This window comes from Armatimonadota bacterium (assembly GCA_013314775.1).
GTDB lineage: Bacteria > Armatimonadota > Zipacnadia > Zipacnadales > JABUFB01 > JABUFB01.
Window position 1 is genome coordinate 229,001 of the sequence record JABUFB010000005.1, and the last position, 18,403, is coordinate 247,403.

Genomic DNA, 18,403 nt, shown 5'->3' on the forward strand with positions numbered 1-18,403 from the left:
GGCCGGGGAACGTCTGGCATTATATGGGGGGCGCGGAGCGAAAGTCAATTTCAGCCGTTCCACGCGCCGTCATTGTCCATCATCCCTCCCAAGGTATCTCCCTCACCCGCAGCACCTCGAGCTCAGGCAGGGCCGTGATCCGGTGCGACATGATCTGCTCGCGGATTACGTTCAGGCTCCCCAGGAGGGTGGTCATGAACCTGCGCATGAATGACAGCTCGCGCAGCATGTGCGGTTGCACGTAGTGCTCGCGGTGCTCCTCAATCGACGCCAGCAACCCCTCCATCTCCTCGAGTGCCGCTCCGAGACGGTCCGAACTCTCGGCGAGAGTCTGTCCGGAGCGTATCGCCTCATCCGCGGCCACGCCCATCGAGAGTTTGTGGTAGGCCGCGATGATGTTCATGCACGTGGTGAAAGCCCCGGCCATGACTGCGATCCGCTCACACTCAACCAGATATATCTGCTTGAGTTGCTCGTCCAACCAGTGCGCCTTGCTTAGCTCTCTGGCTGCACGGCGCGCCTCGGACCGCAGCCCCTCCAACTGGCTGGCGGACATTCCCGGAGGGGTATCCCAGATCGCCTCAAGCTGCGCCTGGGGGTAATTGTCCCGGGCCCGGGCCTGCTCGTGTGACTGGCCGTAGTCGTAGGCATACCGAAACAGGCTCCCGGCGAGAGAGACGCAGACGGGATCATCCACGATGCCGCTGAAATAGCGCAGACCCCGCAGCCCTTGGCGCCAGTCGTCCCCGAAAAGCGCCTTCGCATACTTGATTGCGAACTCCTCGGGCTCCCCGCCTCCCGCGTTGTTCCAGCTCCATTCGCTCAGTGCGCAGAAGTGACGGTGGAATGCGTTGTCGAAGACGCCGTAGCTCTCCGTCCCCTCGGCCTTTTCGGCCACACCAAGCCTCTCGGCCAGGAAGATGTTGTCAATGTGGCCTCGGTAGGGCATCTGGTAGAAGTAACCGGTCATCGGCGTCACCCAGCGCCGGAAGCCCAGCTCGGGCATGGTGGTCTCGAAGAAGTCTGAATACCTCCACCAGTGCAGGATGATGTTTCGGGTGAGGCCGGCCTGCTCGAATTTCGTGACCAAACTCTTGTTCATGGTTCCCCCACGAACTAGTTGGTCATGCCACATGCTGATGTGCTCGATGCCTTTCTCCTTGAGGTGGGACGCGATGCGCACTATGTAGTCCACATACCACTCGGCGTCTGGCCTCTGTCGGCATCTTGCGCATTTGCACCATGGGTCGATGCGCCGGTAGGGATAGTCCGGGTGCATGCCCACCAGCGGATATACTTCATCCGCCGCAATGTGGTACGAACGCACGCCGTGGGGCAGAAGGTAACGGTCACAGATCTCGTCGATGATCTGGAACATCACTTCATAGGTCCGCTCGTTGGACAGGCAAAAGCCATATCCTGTTGGTTCGCCATTTTCGTCCAACGCTGATATCTCCGGGATCAACCGCGGTATGAGGGTGTTGTGGCCCGGCGTATTGAAATGCGGGCGCACCATAACACCACGCGTCTGGCCGTAGGCTACAACTTCTCCGAAGAAATCATCCTCCACCATCCGGGGCAGGTACTTGAGGGTCTTCCACTCCCCGGCCTTGCGGGAGTAGTACTCGATCGTCTGGGGGCGGTTGAGCTCCGGGAATCCCTTCAGCGGTACGAGCAGGAACTCGGAGACTTCGCCCTCGTACTGGATCGGCCAGCAGTTGTAGATGCCGATGGTCAGCACGTTGAGCTTCATCCTCGACAGGATGTCGATGGCGTTTTTCCAGTCTTCGAGGGTCATCAGGTCCTGTCCCCAGCGCGACTCTGCGAACAGGCCGCGCCACGCAAGATCTGGCCAGTCGCGGATCACGCCTGCCGGCGCGATAATGCTCTCACCATCCCTGCACATTAGATTGCAGAGTGTCACTGCGCCGTAATATGCCCCAAGCGCCGCTGATGCCCGGATCGTCGCCCCCTGTCCATCGATACGCAACTCGTAGGCCTGTTCGCGGTTTTGGGGGGCGAACTCGGCCGCGTCGTCGTAGATTTCTATCCGGATTTGGCCTCCAACTTCGCGCACGAGGTCGCGGCCCAATTTCGTGGCCGTGCGCTCCAGTTCGAGGATCGCAGACTGAATCAGTGGTCCGGCTTGATCATCCGCGAAAACGCTGAGAGCGGCCGGTCCTGATGCCAATGCAACTGTGTCGCCCGACCATTGCTGAAATTGCGGCTCGGGGAAGATTACGACCTCACTTGGCATGGGATAGTCGCCATCCTATTTGAGCTTGCTCTCTACTGCCCGGCTAGTCACACCCGGTCATCTCAGTCCCGGCTCGCCAGTTCCTTCTCTTTCTGGTCAGCCAGCGCCTCCTGGCGTAACGCAGCAACGCGCTCCATCTCCATCGGCTCCCAGTGAGGGCAGCGATCTTGGCCGCACTGCCCGAAATCGGAGAGCCTCTCCACGAGTTTCTCGCAACTCGCGTAGTAGACGTTCACATCATGGGCCCCACCGTACTGGTCCACCTCAACACCCATGTTCAGGTGAGCGCACCGGACTTCATCAACGATGGCCCTGGCTCTGCAACCGCCGCAAGCGCTGGGCACAACCTCGGCGGTTGTATACCGACGGTCGCGGATGGCAATGGCGCAAAATGTGCGCCCCTTGTAGATGTAGCGAAAGGGACATGGAGCGTGCTCAGGCATCGAGGGGCTTCTGCCTCCATTTCAGGGTCTGGACGGTGCTTTCTGCGACGGCTCCACGGTGACCTGCCCCGGATGTGGAAGAGCCGACCGTGTCTACGGTCGGCTCCTGTGGATCACTCTCGTGGATGCGGCCACCGTTCACCTGACGCGCGGGTGGCAACGGCCTAGAATTTGTAGTCGAACTTCAGGCGACCCTCGTAATTGTCCTTCACATCAGGAAGGCCGTCTGTGACATCCGTCTTGTTGAATTGAAGAGTGAGCTTATTGCCCTCTTCATCCCACTGCTTCTCATACTGGAGCGAGAAGGTCGACGTGGGCGTGTTGGCCGGTTTGTTCGCGACCAACTCCACAAAGTCGCCGGAAGCGTACGCGAACTGGATAGCGCCGCCCCGGTTCACCTTACCACCTGTGAGCTTCATCTGGAGCCACTGGTCAACGCGGTCATCGACTGTGGCCTTCTCGGGATACTCGCAATACCGATAGGAGAGCCCCAAAGCCACATCACTGAACACCGTGCTCTCCAGACTGGCGTCGTACATGTCCGCGCCGCGGATGCGTTGCTTCTTGGGATCCCTGGGGTCAATGACGTTCTGTGACAGTTTCAGTCCCAGCCGGGCATCGCCCAGGGGCAGACCCAAGCCGTATTCGCGTCGGGGATCGGGCCGCCCCTTCGCATCCTCGTAGGCCAGGGAATACTGAACCTCATTCGCGTCCCCGTGAACCATATCCACCTGGATGGTCGGTTCGCCGAGATCCGTCAGCTTCGTTTCATCGTACTCCTGGTAGCGAACGCTGGTCTCTACGTTGCGCTTGCGGTCGCCGAAGCCCACCTCAACTACTTTCATCAGGTCGCCGTCCGCATTATGGTCGTCCGTGGAGGTGAGCGCTGCGCGCAGACGCAGATCCGATGGTTTCTCGTTCTTATGCTGCAACACCAGCGTCCTCTGGATCAATGGGCTCTTATCAAGCTGCTCCTTCTCCAGGTAACGCCAGTTCAGCGCGAGCCGCTTCGAAAGGCTGTAGCCCATGTCCACGCGGCGCTCATCGGTCTCTTTGAGCGGGCCGAGATCGACGATCCGGTAATCACCGGTGATTTGCAGGGCTTCCGTCGGTTTGGCCTCGACCGCAAAATGCGTCGTCCGGTGCTCGATGTCTCCCGGCAGGTCCTTCGCTTCCCAGTCCGCCTGGATCGACGCGGTCTGGGCAATCGGGACCTTCGGGCTGGTCACGTTGACTACTCGCGTCTGCTTTTCCTGGCCGCTGGGGGTAACCTCGGTCACCGCCTGGCGCCTCACGGTTACCTGCCCCGGCTTGGTCGGGATCGCAAACTGCGTCACGAGGCTGTTCTGCTCGCTGCCGTCGGCCCGGTTCAGCGCCGCATACTCATACTGGGTCTGCACCTTGCGGTCGATGACCATTATCGGCGCCGCAGCGCTTGCCAGGAACCGTATGGACTTGCCGTCGGGGCCACGCTCGGTGATGCGCTGCAGGTCCGGGGTGACCGGCGTTCCGAACAGCGTCAGAGGCATCAGAAGGTGAGCAGTCCGGATCTCCTTGAAGGGCTGGCCTGGCTTGGGTTGCAGGCCCTGGATATCATACGTGAAGCTCGAGCCCTTCACGAAATGGGAAAGCGGCAGGTTCAGCTTCGCGATCCTTTCCTTGCTCACCAGTGCAGTGTCCGCCTGTACGCTCTTGGACGTGTAGCTGATGCCGGCATCCGTCCCAAAGAAGCGGAACGGGAGACTGAAGGCCATGTTGGTCGTCTTGTTGTCCTTGCCCTTGTCGTACCGCATCGCCCGGGTCCACGACGCGGAGACGTCGTAGCCTCCGAGCTTGGTCGTGAAACTCGCGGCGCGGTCCTCGGCCATCAGCTTCTCATCCTGCTGGACGGTGCTCGCATCATATTTCATTGCGAGGACCGTGCCATCGAACCGGAACGGAATCTGGTAAGACTGCTTCTTCGTTTCAGTGACCGACATGTTCTGGCGCTTGGCCTCGTTGGCGATCGAGAAGACAGCCGCGCCGCTGTTGAACTGTCTCGTCAGGCTGATGTTCCGGCTCTGTGAGTGAAGTCCCGTCTCCCGGTTCGCATGCGCCTGGGCGTAGCCGGCCGTCAACTTCGTCTGCGCCCAGAGGCCGGTGTCCAGCTGAAAGCTCTCTGTGCGGAGTTCATCCGGTTGCTGGTCGGGCTTCGCAATGGACGTGAGACCGCGCCGGTATTGCAGATTAGCCTGGCCGCCGAGTATCGACAGGCCCTGCTTTATGCCCATCTCCTCGGTGGTGTTGGTCTGCGTGTTCTGCAAAGGCGCGAAGGGATCGTCTGCCGAGGCTGTGAGCGTCTTGACAACGCTGCGCTTGTAGTCCAGCGTGCCGGTGCTCTTGCCGCTCCCATAGCCCTGCTGGAGGGACATGGTCGTCTTCTCGCTGCCACCCAGGCTCATCCCGGCGAGGTCAATCGTTTCAGTGCGTTCGCGGTTGAACCCCATCACGAGACCTTCGAGGGCTGAGAAGGTGACGCCTTCCTGGGTCACCCCGCGGATACCCATCCCGAAAGGCCTGCCCTTGGCATCCACCCGGTCCTCATCGAACTTGCGGGTGACTGTCAGGCCTTCGGCGGCACCCCATTCGAGGTCAAACTGGTACAGGTCAAGCTGGTGCTTCCCTCGGACCCAGTCGTGGCTCTCGTCGTACAGGATGCTCTCCAGTGGGTTGTTCAGAGGCTGCAGGCTCTCAAACCCTGCCTGTCCGGAAGGCTGCAGACTCTCCTGCTGGAAACTCTCGGTATCCGCCACTGGAGGGACTGTGGGGGTCGGCCGGATGCTTTCCACGTTGATGCGCAGACCCGCATGCTGCGCGGTCGCACTCACAGACACGATCGCAAGCAGGAAGATCAGCGACAGTTGCAGATTAGTTTTGATGAGTTTTGCCATGGTCATCAGGCCATGCCGACTATATTTTGTAGTAGACGTGAGCAGACTCCTCCGCCCTGTATAACTATAGACACCGCCTGCCCCATTATTGTTTCGTGGTTCGGCGGAAAACTGCACCAAATCCCCCGGCGGCCGGAGCATTCTACACGGCGAGTTTGTAGCCCAGGCCCTTGACCGTCAGGATCACCCGCGGCCTTCGGGGGTCCGGCTCGATCTTCTGTCGCAGGTTCGAAATGTGCACCTGGACCGCGTGGGCATCTCTGTCCTGGGGCCAGAGCGCTTCAAGAAGGCGCTCTTTGGAGAACACCCACCCGGGGTGCTCGGCAAAGAACATGAGCAGCCGAAGCTCGGTTGCACTCAGCTCGACCAGCCGCCCATCAACCTTCACCAGGGCGCGGTCTGGGTCGATCTCCAGCGGCCCCACTCGCATAACCCCCTGGCTCGGCAGGGACCTCCGGCGCAGAGCGGCGCGAACACGGGCCCGCAGTTCATTCAGATGGAAAGGTTTGCGTACATAGTCGTCGGCGCCCAACTCCAACGCCGTCTCCGCTGTTCGCGCGTCGTCCCGCCCGGTGATGACGATGACGCGGGGCCCCTGAAGCCCCACGATCTCCTTGCAGACCGACATGCCGTCAATGTCCGGCAGGCCCAGGTCAAGCAGCACAAGTGCGGGAGGGTGTTCGCGAACGCTGAGAAGGGCCTGCGCCCCGGTCACCGCTGTCCGGACCCGTTCGCACACACCCTTCACCATCTGGGCAAGGGTGTTCGCCAGATCGACGTCGTCCTCGACGATGAGCACGTCCCAGTCCCGGCGAGTATCTGCCATTCTATTTTTGCCCTCGGACCTGCGGCTGTGGCCCATCAGCGCAACCGTGAACTCGACAACCTCTCTCGGACCAGACGCGCGCCACTGGTCCGCTTCCCCAGGGAAGTTGCAGCCAAATTGAACCTGTCTGGAAGCGGAGTGAACCTCCGTCACCTACACTGATCGCCGTCAGTTTTCGGGAGGGCACGGGTTTTCGCCGTTCGCTGCACCGACCCGGCATCGGTGCACTGCGGCCAATCGGGGGGCGAGCCCACAACTCGATGCTACCATACTCACAGAGGTAGTTCAAGGCCGCGCCCTGGGGCAGATCACGCTCCGGGGCTTGCGAACAGAGACCCTGGCCCTCCCGACCTTCTACCTGACGCCGCTTCGGTCCTGCTTTTCCCACCGCCACTGCCCGCATTTCTTGCCTGCGCGACGCCGCATCGCAGACAGGCCTACAGACTCACGCCTTTCGCCTGTGCGTCCGCGTAAGCCGCCGCGATCACCCTATGGGTGTGCAGGGCCGTCTCGGCGTTGCTGATCAGCTCTTGCTGCCCTCTCACCGCCGCCAGGAAGTTGGCGAACTCGCCTTCGAAGCGATCGCCAGGTTGCACCTCGTGGTCCAGCCATTCTCCCGATCCCTTGGGCTGGAAGCGAACCGGGCCCGCGAAGTAGTTGTCGATGCGGATGACACCCTTCTCGCCGATGATCTTGAACTCCGTGTGGTCGCCGGGCAGGGAGTAGCCCACGAGGATCTCTCCGAAGCAGCCATTCTCTCCCTCGAAGATCATCACGGCAACGTCATCGGTCTCCATATCCTGCAGGAGCGTCCCCGCGCGGCAGGAGACATTCGCAACCTTCCCCATGAGGAACTGGTATATGTCGGCTGCGTGTGAGCCATTGTCAATCAGCGCACCGCCACCAGCCTGTGCCTTGCTGGCCCGGTGGTTGCCCGAGAACTCAACCCAACCCGCGAAAGCGCAGCGGAAGAACAGGGGCTTGCCGAGAACGCCCGAGTCCAGCAGCTGCTTCACCTTGAGAATCGGCGGGTGCCAGCGGTGGCAGTAGGCGATCATGAGCTTCGCGTCCATATCTCGCGCTGCCTGGGCCATCGCCTCGGCGTCCTCGGTGGTCGCCGCGATGGGTTTCTCGCACATCACGTGGACTCCGCGCTGCATGGCCTCGATCGCCATCTCCCGGTGCAGGAAGGGCGGCGTGCAGATGCTGACGACGTCGAGGCTCTCCTCATCCAGCATCTTCTTCCAGTCGGTATACCCCTTGAAGCCATACTTGTGGGAGACGCTCTTGGCGAGTTCCTCGCTGATGTCGGCTCCTGCCACAAGCTGGACACCCTCGGCCTTGCGGTAGTTGGAGATATGCTGCCCGGAGATGCCCCCGAGCCCGATCACGCCTGCTCTGAGTGTCTCTGACACAGGCTACTTCACCTTCCCACTGCTGGTAGTGTGCGGCCGTCGGTTGGCCGTTCGCATCGTCAACGCTTTTTCGCCGCCATCTCTCGTGTTACCTCTTAGCGCCGGCGTCTCGCCTCAACGTTACCTCACGTTCTGCTGTTGCCATTCATAGATGGAAGGCACCGGGGGCACGGGCCGCGCTGCATCCTGCAACTCCAGCGCCTGATTCCCCTCAGTAACCAGCGGCTTGCCCAACCCGGCCGCGAACTTCCCGCTTCCTCCGTAGACACGGTTGCCGATGATCTCCACCCCGCTGCAGTCCGGAGTGGCAAGCATCACCATCGGGGAAGTGCTGTCCTTCAGTACGAAGACATTGCCCTTGATGATATGGTCGAAACTGGCGGTCTTCATGAATACACCACGACCGGCGGCCACGGTGAAGCGGTTATACAGGATCAGCCAGTTCTCGTTCATCCCGCCCATCCACAGGCCGTCTTTCGGCGATGTCACGTCGCAGTTGTAAACCACATTCCGCGGCCCGTTGGGGCCATGGGCCGTATCTTCCGGAGGCGATGCCCACATCCCGAAACCGTAGCCCCCATTGCCGTAAGTGGACTCGATAATGCAGTTCTCGAACAGGTTCTCGTTTGTCCAGCCGGAATGCCACTGGCCGTCACTGTCGTGGAACACGCTGTTTCGGATAACGCATCCGCTGGCGGCCCACTGGTACAACGGCGCGTGGCGGAACTTGAAGGTCTCACAGTCCTCCATGAGGCAGTCGAAGCAGTTCTCCCAGCCGGTATAGGCCGTCCCGCCTCCACCCTTGTACCAGGCATCATCGAAAACGCAATCCCTAATCTCGCAGAACTTTGCATTCCCTCCATAGACCGGATTGCGTCCGCACTTCCTGACCGTAACCCCTCGCGCCCAGCAGTTCCAGGCCCAGTTGAACTGTGCGGTGGTGATCCACAGGTCCTCAGTCTGCTCGATGCTGAGGCCCTCCAGCCCGCAGTTCTCTGTCGCGACCAGTTTCTGAACATACGAGCCGTCGATCACCGGGAACTCGATCCGCAGAGGCTGGGCCAGCGACACCTTGTTCCCGTCGACACCCGTGATCTCTACCATGTAGCGCCGGTATGTGCCCCACGGGCACTTGTTTCTTGTGAGCTCCTTCCAGCGTTCCGTTGCCGGGCCATCAATCAGGATGCGGTCTCCCGCCTTCAGGTCGCCGGCGTCCTGGAGCTCAATCTGTGTCGCGCCGCGCTTGCCGTCCTGCGCGAGGAGCCTCTTCGGCCCGACCAACCCCTGGCCCGAGAACGTGATGGCCGCCTGCGACCAGGGAACCAGGTTCTTCTCGGTGTAGGCTGAATCAACATCAATAGTAATCTGGCCTGTTCTCTCCGAACCGTCCTGGTATTCCGCGACGCCTCTGAGTGTGTGCTTGCCGTCCGGTACCTTGCCGACCACCTGGCTACCCCAGGCCGTCATTGCAAATGTATTGCCTGAGTGCGCGCTGCGTTCCCAGCTCTTGATTACCACGTCGTCCACCATGAGTCGCATCTTCATCAGCTTCGCGGGAACGGCGTGCATCTCAAGCTGCGTGTTCCTGCCTACCTTCGCCCCGTCCTGAGGCGCGTAGATTGCCACACCGCTTTCGGGAAGCGCATATCGGAAGATGATTCTGGTCTTGCCTGCTCCCTGTCCCCGGATGACCACGCCGGAGTCGCGGATGGTCACCGGCCGATCCATGTAGTAAATGCCCTCCCCCAGCACCACCGCTCCGCCGCCCGCCTTGCCGCAGGCCACGCAAGCCCTGTCCAGGGCTGCCGCGTCATCCTCATCGTCGTTGGCCACACCACCAAAGTCCGCGAGGTTCGCGAACGCCCGGACTTGCGGGATGCCCCCCTGCACTCCACACTTCGTCCAGTTCGGGTATACGATGCCATCAGGCCCGACGACATCGGCGGCCGTGAGGCGACCAGTCTCTTCCGGGCGGATCTTGTACTGGGGTTCCCAGGGAGGCTTCAGCGCATCCGCTCCCAGGGACACGAAATGCAAATCATCGAGATACGCCTCCACGATAGCGTGGCTGTAACTGTGCACCCACAACTCCAGGAAAGCGGCTTCGTCGCCCACATAGATCGGCAAGGTGAAATCTACCCACTGCTTCCCCGAGCCTCCAAGGCCCATCTGGAAAGTATCCCCCGGCGCAACCAGGGCCCCGTCCTTTCCCTGGACACGCACGTACATCCCCAGGCCGGAACCGGAGACCGGAAAGAGCTTCCCGCGCAGTTCATAGACCCCCGCGCCCGGGATAGCGACCTTGGTCGCCACTGCATGGGAACCGTTCTTGTCGTGAGAGTCCACCACTTTGAGGGAGTACTTCCCACTCGCGGCCTGTTCGTCCGATACGACCGTCTTGACGCCGTCGAACTCCTGGATCTGCCAGCCTTTGGCTCCAGCCTCGAAGTCGCCGTTGGGTATGGGGATTACCTCCGGCGCGGGCGACGCTACGGCAGCGAGCAACGCAAGCGCCAGACTCAGAGAGATTCTCGTGGAATGCATCAGAAACCATCCCCTGGGGTGTGAAAATCGCGCTGATCCATTCGCGCCGCCTGGAGATCAGCCGCCGGAGAACCGGCTTGGGCGATCAGGATCGGCCTGCGCAGCCCCCCGCCGCCCTTGCCACATTGATGTTCCGCACTGGAAGCCACCAGACCTGCCGGACCTCGGAAGTCCGAAGGCCGGACATAGCAACGGCTCCCGCGGGAGGAACGGGAGCCGATAGAAAGGCGGGTGTCAGCCGGGAACAGTATCATGGCGTGATCATTGCTTCGTTTTTTCTCGCCGCTGACGCCCGCTCTTGGCCTATTTTTACCCACAGGCCAGCACAGGCAAACGCAGCACGCATCTCGAGGGGAGAGGGAAAAAAGGAGCGCGCGGGCCCTGTGGGGGGTGACAGGGCTCGCGCTCACATGGAACGAAATCGCCGGGCGCTTGTCTTTGCGGGGCAACGCGGGTACCAGCGTGTCTCCGGCGACCTCATGCGTCCCATGTGTGTTCAGATCATAGCACAATCTCAAGCTAGACTCAAGGGCCAAATGGCAAAAAAGGTGCGTTCCCCGAAAACAGGTGCGTTTCGTGGAGCCCGAGCCTCATCTTTTTCCTCGGGCGTACCCGGCAATGAAAAAAGGCTTAGCTCCTACCCAACAGCCCGTGAAGCGGGCGGCACGACCCCGCAGCATGTCGATCATTTCTGTCGCCTTCGGGGGCTTAGGCGATCCGAGGCGTACCGATTCCACAGGTTCCGTTCCGCTTCGCTCCACTCCACCCGTGGCTATAGGCTACCGCCCGCTTCGCGGACTGTGAGGCAATAGGCCCACCAGCGGGATTTCCACACGCTCCAGATCAGCGGAGCTCATGTCAGAGAGGGAGGCCGCCCGATTTCTGCGGGTCCAGAGACACTCCGTGACGGCGGAACTTATTCCAGACAGGCAGAGCGGATGCTTTTGTTGGGCCCAGAGACGCTCGGGACAGCGTCAGAAAACGCGCAGATGCTTACAGGACTGAAACGGCCTCAGCGAAAACTGCCTGTCGGTTATGTGCGGGCGGCAAATCATCGCGATGCCCGGCGGCAGTGGGGAGGACCTGCCCCGGATCCGGATGGACGCCCTGTTCGTCGCCAATGGGGTCGCTTCCCGAAAACCTGGCGGTGCTGCTGCGCTTCGCTTTCGTGAAGTGTCCGACGGAGCTTGACGAAGGCGGTGTGTCGCGTCTATCCTTGCTCGAGTGCATCCGGCTCCGACAGGCCTGAATCCGGCTGGAAACCGGGAGCGAAGCAATTGTCACCGAGCCCGCGACGGATATACATCTTGGGTTCCACCGGCTCTATCGGCCGACAGACGCTGGACGTTGTGGCGCGCCATCCCGGCGCCTTCGATGTCGTCGGCCTGGCTGCCGGAACAAGGGTGACCGCGCTCCTCGAGCAGGCGCGAGACCACGGCGTTCGGGCAGTCGGGGTCACAGGTGAGAGTGCGGGCACGGAACTGCGGGGCGGTGTGTCAGGACTGCAGACTGCCGTGGGCATGGATGAGATCTGTGCCCAGATGGTCTCTCTGAAGCCGGACCTGGTGGTCGCGGCCATGTCCGGGGTTGTCGGGCTCATACCGGTGATGGCCGCCGTCTCTGCCGGGCTTGACGTCGCTCTGGCCAACAAGGAGCCGCTGGTAGCCGCCGGCGAGCTCGTAACGGGCACAGCTGCCCGCACAGGCTCCCGCCTCATTCCCGTCGATTCCGAAATCTCCGCCGTGTTCCAGTGTCTTGAGGGGCCGTCCCGCCCATACCTGAAGCGTGTCCTGCTGACCGCCTCCGGTGGCGCCTTCCGTGACCTGTCGCGGGAGGAACTGGCGCGGGTCACTCCCGAGCAGGCGCTCAATCACCCGACCTGGAACATGGGGCCGAAAATAACCGTTGATTCTGCTACACTGGCAAACAAAGGGTTCGAAGTCTTTGAACTCAAGTGGTTGTTTGACCTCGACTTCTCAGACATCGAGGTCCTCATACACCACCAGAGTATCATTCACTCCCTGGTAGAGTTCGTGGACGGGTCGATCCTTGCCCAGATGAGTCTGCCGGACATGCGCTTTGCGATCCAGTACGCTCTCACCTGGCCGGAGCGCGTGGCGTCAGACTACCCGCGCCTGGACCTGGCGCAGGTCGGCAGTCTCACATTCGGACAACCGGATCTGGTCAAGTTCCCTTGCCTGCGTCTCGCCTTCGACGCCGGCAAAGCGGGCCGCAGTTACCCCGTGGCACTCAATGCCGCCAATGAAGAAGCGGTGGACCTGTTTCTGTCTCGCAGGATCGGGTTCACGACGATACCTGAACTGGTGGAAAGGGCGCTGGACGAGCATGATCCGGCTGATGTCAAGTCCCTCGATACCGTGCTCGCCGTGGACGCCGACACACGCAAGCGCGTGCGAGAGTTGGTCAAGAGTGACAGATACGTGTAGCTCATTACGAGATGTGGCCGGCGAAGCGGAGGTATCCTGAACTTCATGGAATGGTTACTCTCGGGGGTGAACTCGGTTCTCGCAATTGGGGTAGTGCTGGGGTTGTGCCTGTTCTTCCACGAGGCGGGCCATTTCATCGCGGCCAAGGCCTTCCGGATGCGGGTCCACCAGTTCGGCCTGGGCTTTGGCCCTGCCATCTGGAAGCGGCGCATCGGCGAGACACTTTACAGCATCCGTCTGGCTCCATTGGGCGGCTTCGTGCAGATCGCCGGGATGGATGGCGAGGACCGGAGTGTCCCCGACAGTTTCTACAGCCGGCCCCGTTGGCAGGGCGCCATTGTAATCTGTGCCGGCGTTTTCATGAATATCGTGCTCGCGGTTCTCGTATATTGGGCCGTCAACGTGGGCTCGGGCATGCCCATCCCGGGCGACCGCTCCGTGGTGATACGAAAGGTCTTCAGTGGCGGTCCTGCTGCGTCCGCCGGCATCCAGCCAAATGATGAGATCATCGGGCTGGCTGGAAGTCATCGGTCACTGGAAGTCACCGATGTCACCGCCGGATCAGTGGGTGACAAGATGGGGCTGCGACCCGGTAGCCGCATCTTCCAGATAGGCGACAAGCCCGTGGCTGTCCCAGCCGATGTCCTGCGCGTGCTCAGCGCGGGGCTGCCCAAAGGCCACCGTATCTGGGCGGTCAACGGTGAGGCCAAGGGCATCGAAGATGCGGTCATTCCCCTCAAGGCACCTTCCCCTGACGTGTTTGCCGGCGTGCCGGATAACATCACGAACCCCGAGGCTGACCGTCTGCTGGGGAAACTCCTGGGCGTGCGGTTTGCGCCCATGGACCAGTTTACCGCGCACCGGTTCATCTCTGCCAGACCCGGTGAGACCATCACTATTTCCATCCTGCGCGGGGACGAGACCGTCAATGTGCAACTCAAGCTCGCCAGCGACACCGATCGCGTGGAGATGGTGGCGTCTGACGGCAAGCTCACCAGCCCTCACAGGACGGTGGGGCGCATTGGGATCACTCTCGGGCCGGACGTGAAGCCAACCGGCGTATTCTACGGGCTGCAACTCGCCCTGGTGCAATCGTACAACGCCGTCGCTACAGTGTTCGTGGCCTTCAAGGCGATGGTACTTGGAAAAATCGCCGCCGAACCCGCGGGCCCCATCGGGATCATGGCGATGACTGCAGAGCGCGCCAAACTGGGCTGGGCATCGGTCTTGTCACTCTGCGGGCTGATCAGCGCCAATCTCGCGGTCATCAACATGCTGCCCATGCCCCCGTTTGATGGCGGGCATATCCTGCTCATATCTGTTGAATCGGTCCTCAACCGCTTCGGGCGGCGACTCGACGAACGATTCGAAATGCTCGTCCGGGTCGCGGGACTTATCATCGTCGTGAACGTCTTCGTCCTGCTCACCTACAAGGACATCGCCAATCTCGTGAAGTACGGGACGTACTGAGGGACCCGTATGGCCCACGCAAGTTCGGCGGACTGGGTTCGCCGACCGACACGCGCGGTGTCGGTCGGCAGCGTTCTTATCGGGGGTGGGGCTCCCGTCTCCGTTCAGTCCATGACCAAAGCCGACACCGCTGACGTCGACGCTGTGCTCGCGCAGATCAGAGCCTGCCACGATGCAGGCGCACAGATCATCCGCGTCGCCATCCCCGGCCGCCACGTTCTCGACGGCTTCGCGCGTATCTGCGAACTAAGCCCGCTGCCCGTGGTTGCAGACATTCACTTCGACCACCGCCTGGCAGTTGAGGCCGCACGCTTGGGCGCTTCCAAGCTGCGGATCAATCCAGGGAATATCGGCGGCGATGATCGCCTGGGCCCCGTAGTCGAGGCGGCTGCCGCAGCCGGGATCCCCGTGCGCGTTGGTGTGAATGCGGGGTCACTGGAAGCCGATTTGTTGGATCAGTACGGCGGGCCCACCGCAGATGCCTGCGCCGCCAGCGCCTACCGCAGCGTGGAGCGCATGACCCGCCTGGGGTTCTCGAATCTGGTGGTATCCATCAAGGCGTCCGACGTCCCGCGCACCGTCCGGGCAAACCAGCTTTTCGCCAAAGACAGCGATCTGCCGCTGCATATCGGCATTACGGAAGCCGGCTTTGGCGAGTCCGGTCTGGTCAAGTCCGCAGTGGGGTTGGGCGCCTTGCTATCTCGGGGCATCGGGGATACCATACGGGTCTCATTGACCGGCCCCCCGGTGGAGGAAGTGCATGCGGGCAGGGACATACTCAAGAGCCTCGGACTGCTCTCCGGCCCTGAGCTTGTTTCCTGTCCCACCTGCGGGCGCTGTCGCGTGGATCTTGGCACCCTCGCGAGGCAGGTCGCCGGGCTCCTGCCCGGCATCGATGATGACATCGTGATCGCCGTCATGGGCTGCGAAGTCAACGGTCCGGGGGAGGCCCGAGAGGCCGACATCGGCCTGGCCGCCGGCAAGGACCGGGTCACGCTGTTCCGGGGCGGAGACGTCATTCGCTCTGTGCCCTTCGAACAGGCGCTCACTGCTCTGCAGGAAGAACTCGAGACCTTGCGCTCCGAGCGCAGTCGCGGGTAATGCCTGCGCTGCACAGTAGACCCTCGCGCTTGACCAGCGCTTAGGATTGCGGGGAAACCAACCGTGCGACTGAAAGTCGTTGCCTGTGGAGTGTTCGAGCCCGAACTCACCGCACTTGCGGAAGAGACCCCCAATGAGGTGCACCTGCATTTCCTTGATGCCGGGCTGCACGCCACGCCGGATCGTCTGCGCATTGAGACCCAGGCGCAGATCGACGCTGCGGTGGGGCAGGGATACGACGGTGTCGTCGCCGGATACGGCCTTTGTGGACGAGGCACTTCGGGGATACTTGCCGTGGATACCCCTGTCGTCATCCCCCGCGTACACGACTGCATGACTCTCTTCCTCGGTTCCCGCGAGGAGTACCGGCGCCAGTTCTCGCGGCACCCAGGAACTTTCTACACCACCCCCGGTTGGTACGAAAAGAAGTCCCTGGGGGATCGGCTCAGCGAGTCTCGCAACGAGACCCTGGAAGATATTCACAACGACGTGCGATTCCCCGAACTCGCCGAGCGGTTTGGCGAGAGCAATGCAGAGCATATTATCTTCTTCTTCGATAGCTGGAAGCGCAACTACACTCGCGCCGCGTTCATCGACACCGGCGTCGGAGCCACCGGCCGGTATGAGGATTACGCGCGTCAGATGGCTGAAAGCTTCGGGTGGGAGTACGAGCGCATCCCCGGCGACGTATCCCTCTTGCGTGAGATACTGGATGGACGGTGGGACCCCTCCCGTGTCCTCGTGCTGCAGCCCGGCCAGCGTTCGGTCCTCACTGGAGATGACAGCATCTTCGCCGCCGTGGACGTTCGCTCAGGCCAGGAGGCTACGGCGACCGCCACAGAGCCGGAGCAGCAGCAGGAGTCCGTCGCCGTTCCGGTTTTCTCGGGTTCATCCTGCACCAGTCCCGGACGCATCGTGCGTCCGAAGCGCAGGGGCGAGCCTCAGCCGTCGCTCACTCCGGGCAGTATGCTTGGGCTCGGCATCGACGCCGGCGGCACCTACACTGACTGCGTGCTGTACGATCTCGCGTCGGAGCAGGTCGTGGCGAAGTCCAAGGCGCTCACCACCCGCCATGCGTTGATGATCGGGATCGACGAGGCCCTCGACCGCCTGGACATCGCAGACCCATCCCGCGTAGTCCTGGTCGCTCTTTCTACGACCCTCGCCACCAACTCAATCGTCGAGGGCAAGGGCGGCATTCCCGGCGCCCTGATCATGTCATCTGCAGTCGGTGGGACGCTGGACCTCGACTGGAAGCATACTCGCTTCATTGCCGGCCAGATGAGCATCGGCGGCCAGGAACTGGAACCTCCCGATCCCGACCAGATTGCGGCTGCGGTGGACGACCTTCTCGCCTCGGGCGTCGACGCCTTCGCGGTCTCTGGCTACTCCAGCGTGAAGAACCCGGCGCATGAGATCCTGGTCCGCGACATCATCCGCCGTCGGTCAGACCTTCCCGTAGTCTGCGGGCATGAGCTGTCCAGCCGGCTCAATTTCGTGAGCCGCGCCAACACGGCGATTCTCAATGCGCGGCTCATGCCGGTCATTCGCGAGTTGCTCGACGCCGTTGAGGCCTCACTGCAGCGGCGCGAGATCCGTGGCACGCTCATGGTGGTCAAAGGTGACGGTGCGCTGGTTAACCGCGCCACCGCTCTTGAGCGGCCTATCGAGACAATTCTCTCCGGCCCCGCAGCCAGTGTCTCCGGTGCCAAGCACCTCACCGGTCTTTCCGACGCCATCGTCCTCGACATGGGGGGCACCACCACCGACACCGCAATCATCGAAAACGGGCTGGTCCGCATCAGTCCCGAGGGCGCACGAGTTGGCGGTTGGTTCACCAGTGTGGAGGCAGCCGATATCTCCACCGTTGGCCTGGGCGGAGACTCTCACATCGACTTCACGGCCGACCGCAAGCTGCTTGTGGGGCCGCGCCGAGTCGTGCCGCTAGCCTATCTCTGCGGCCGGTATCCTGAGGCGCGCCGGTTCCTCGAAACCATCGACCCGACCACACAGCAGGAGCGCTCTCGGGCAGCCGCCCTCGACTTCTTCATCCTCGTTCGCCCAGACTACCGCGGGCCTTTGAGCGACCGCGAGCAGGCCATCTTGAAAGCCCTGTCTGACGGGCCGTTGTCCCGCAGTATTCTCGCGCTGCGCCTGGGCATCCAATCCCCGAGCCTGCTGCGCACGGCCCGGCTCGAAGAACTGGGAATCGTACAGCGCTCCGGCTTCACGCCCACCGACGTCCTGCATGTCACCGGTGAGTTCAGCGCGTGGGATGCGGAGGCATCGAAACTCGCACTGGATATATTCGCAGGTCTTTACGGAGCCGCTCCTGACGAGGTGATCCGTGCGGTGAAGCAAGCGGTGGTGGAGCGCCTGGCAGGGCAGATTCTTGCCCGCGAGTTGCCCGACTGGCCCGCTGGCGATCCTGACGGCTGGCCGTCTCTGGTGCACACCGTGTTTCGTCCGAAACCTGGTGCACACTTGTCTGCGCAACTGGCGTACAAGCGCCCGATTGTCGCTCTTGGGGCGCCGGTGGAGCCTTTTTTCCCGGCGGTTGGCAGCTACCTCGGTGCGCAAGTGGTCATTCCACAACACGCTGAAGTGGCCAATGCCATCGGCGCAATTGCCAGCGAAGTTGTGGTGCGCGAGCAGGCGGTCATCCGGCCCGGTGAAATTGTGAACTTCGTGCTGCACACCCGGGCTGGCCGGTACGAATACGACGACCTGCACGAGGCGATCGAGTCTGCAAAGAGCGAGACAGCCCAGTTGGCGCATGAACGAGCGCTGCGGTCTGGAACGGCTTCGGCGCAGGTCCGCCATATTGTCAACGAACGGCGGGCGCTTTCGGCAGACGGAGACAATGTGCTCATCGAGGTTCTCGTCGAGACAACCGTGAGCGGCAAGCCTGAATTGCGGGCGGCCACCTGATCGCCCCATCCTTCGTGCGCATCAACTCCCCGGATCCGC

Annotated in this window: 10 protein-coding genes; 4 read left to right on the forward strand and 6 right to left on the reverse strand. The window is 62.0% G+C overall.

From position 1 onward, the window contains the following. Positions 1-79: 79 nt before the first annotated feature. The 6 genes from HPY44_05285 to HPY44_05310 all read right to left on the reverse strand — a co-directional run bounded on the left by HPY44_05285 (position 80) and on the right by HPY44_05310 (position 10,415). Positions 80-2,257, reverse strand: coding sequence for a family 20 glycosylhydrolase (locus tag HPY44_05285; GenBank protein ID NSW55404.1), 2,178 nt, complete (start codon positions 2,255-2,257; stop codon positions 80-82). A gap of 62 nt (positions 2,258-2,319) precedes the next feature. After that, positions 2,320-2,700 carry a hypothetical protein gene (locus HPY44_05290; GenBank protein ID NSW55405.1) on the reverse strand — a complete coding sequence of 127 codons (381 nt, stop codon included), beginning with the start codon at positions 2,698-2,700 and terminating at the stop codon, positions 2,320-2,322. Positions 2,701-2,864: 164 nt separating this feature from the next. Next, positions 2,865-5,630: a hypothetical protein gene (locus HPY44_05295; protein ID NSW55406.1), complete on the reverse strand. Its 2,766-nt coding sequence runs from the start codon at positions 5,628-5,630 to the stop codon at positions 2,865-2,867. Between the two features lie 142 nt (positions 5,631-5,772). Further along, positions 5,773-6,456, reverse strand: coding sequence for a response regulator transcription factor (locus tag HPY44_05300; protein ID NSW55407.1), 684 nt, complete (start codon positions 6,454-6,456; stop codon positions 5,773-5,775). Between the two features lie 437 nt (positions 6,457-6,893). Continuing rightward, entirely contained in the window at positions 6,894-7,871 is a 978-nt protein-coding gene (locus HPY44_05305) for a Gfo/Idh/MocA family oxidoreductase (protein ID NSW55408.1), read from the reverse strand. A gap of 120 nt (positions 7,872-7,991) precedes the next feature. After that, on the reverse strand, positions 7,992-10,415 hold the full coding sequence (locus HPY44_05310) for a right-handed parallel beta-helix repeat-containing protein (protein NSW55409.1): 2,424 nt from the start codon (positions 10,413-10,415) through the stop codon (positions 7,992-7,994). Between the two features lie 1,277 nt (positions 10,416-11,692). Between HPY44_05310 and HPY44_05315 the strand changes: the two genes are divergently transcribed. The 4 genes from HPY44_05315 to HPY44_05330 all read left to right on the forward strand — a co-directional run bounded on the left by HPY44_05315 (position 11,693) and on the right by HPY44_05330 (position 18,364). Further along, complete coding sequence (locus HPY44_05315) at positions 11,693-12,862, forward strand: 1-deoxy-D-xylulose-5-phosphate reductoisomerase (GenBank protein ID NSW55410.1); 1,170 nt, start codon at positions 11,693-11,695, stop codon at positions 12,860-12,862. A gap of 45 nt (positions 12,863-12,907) precedes the next feature. After that, positions 12,908-14,332 (forward strand): RIP metalloprotease RseP, encoded by a 1,425-nt coding sequence (gene rseP / locus HPY44_05320; GenBank protein ID NSW55411.1) that lies wholly within the window; start codon positions 12,908-12,910, stop codon positions 14,330-14,332. A gap of 9 nt (positions 14,333-14,341) precedes the next feature. Beyond that, positions 14,342-15,433 (forward strand): flavodoxin-dependent (E)-4-hydroxy-3-methylbut-2-enyl-diphosphate synthase, encoded by a 1,092-nt coding sequence (gene ispG, locus HPY44_05325; GenBank protein NSW55412.1) that lies wholly within the window; start codon positions 14,342-14,344, stop codon positions 15,431-15,433. A gap of 63 nt (positions 15,434-15,496) precedes the next feature. Then, positions 15,497-18,364: a DUF1638 domain-containing protein gene (locus HPY44_05330; protein NSW55413.1), complete on the forward strand. Its 2,868-nt coding sequence runs from the start codon at positions 15,497-15,499 to the stop codon at positions 18,362-18,364. The last annotated feature ends 39 nt before the right edge of the window (positions 18,365-18,403 follow it).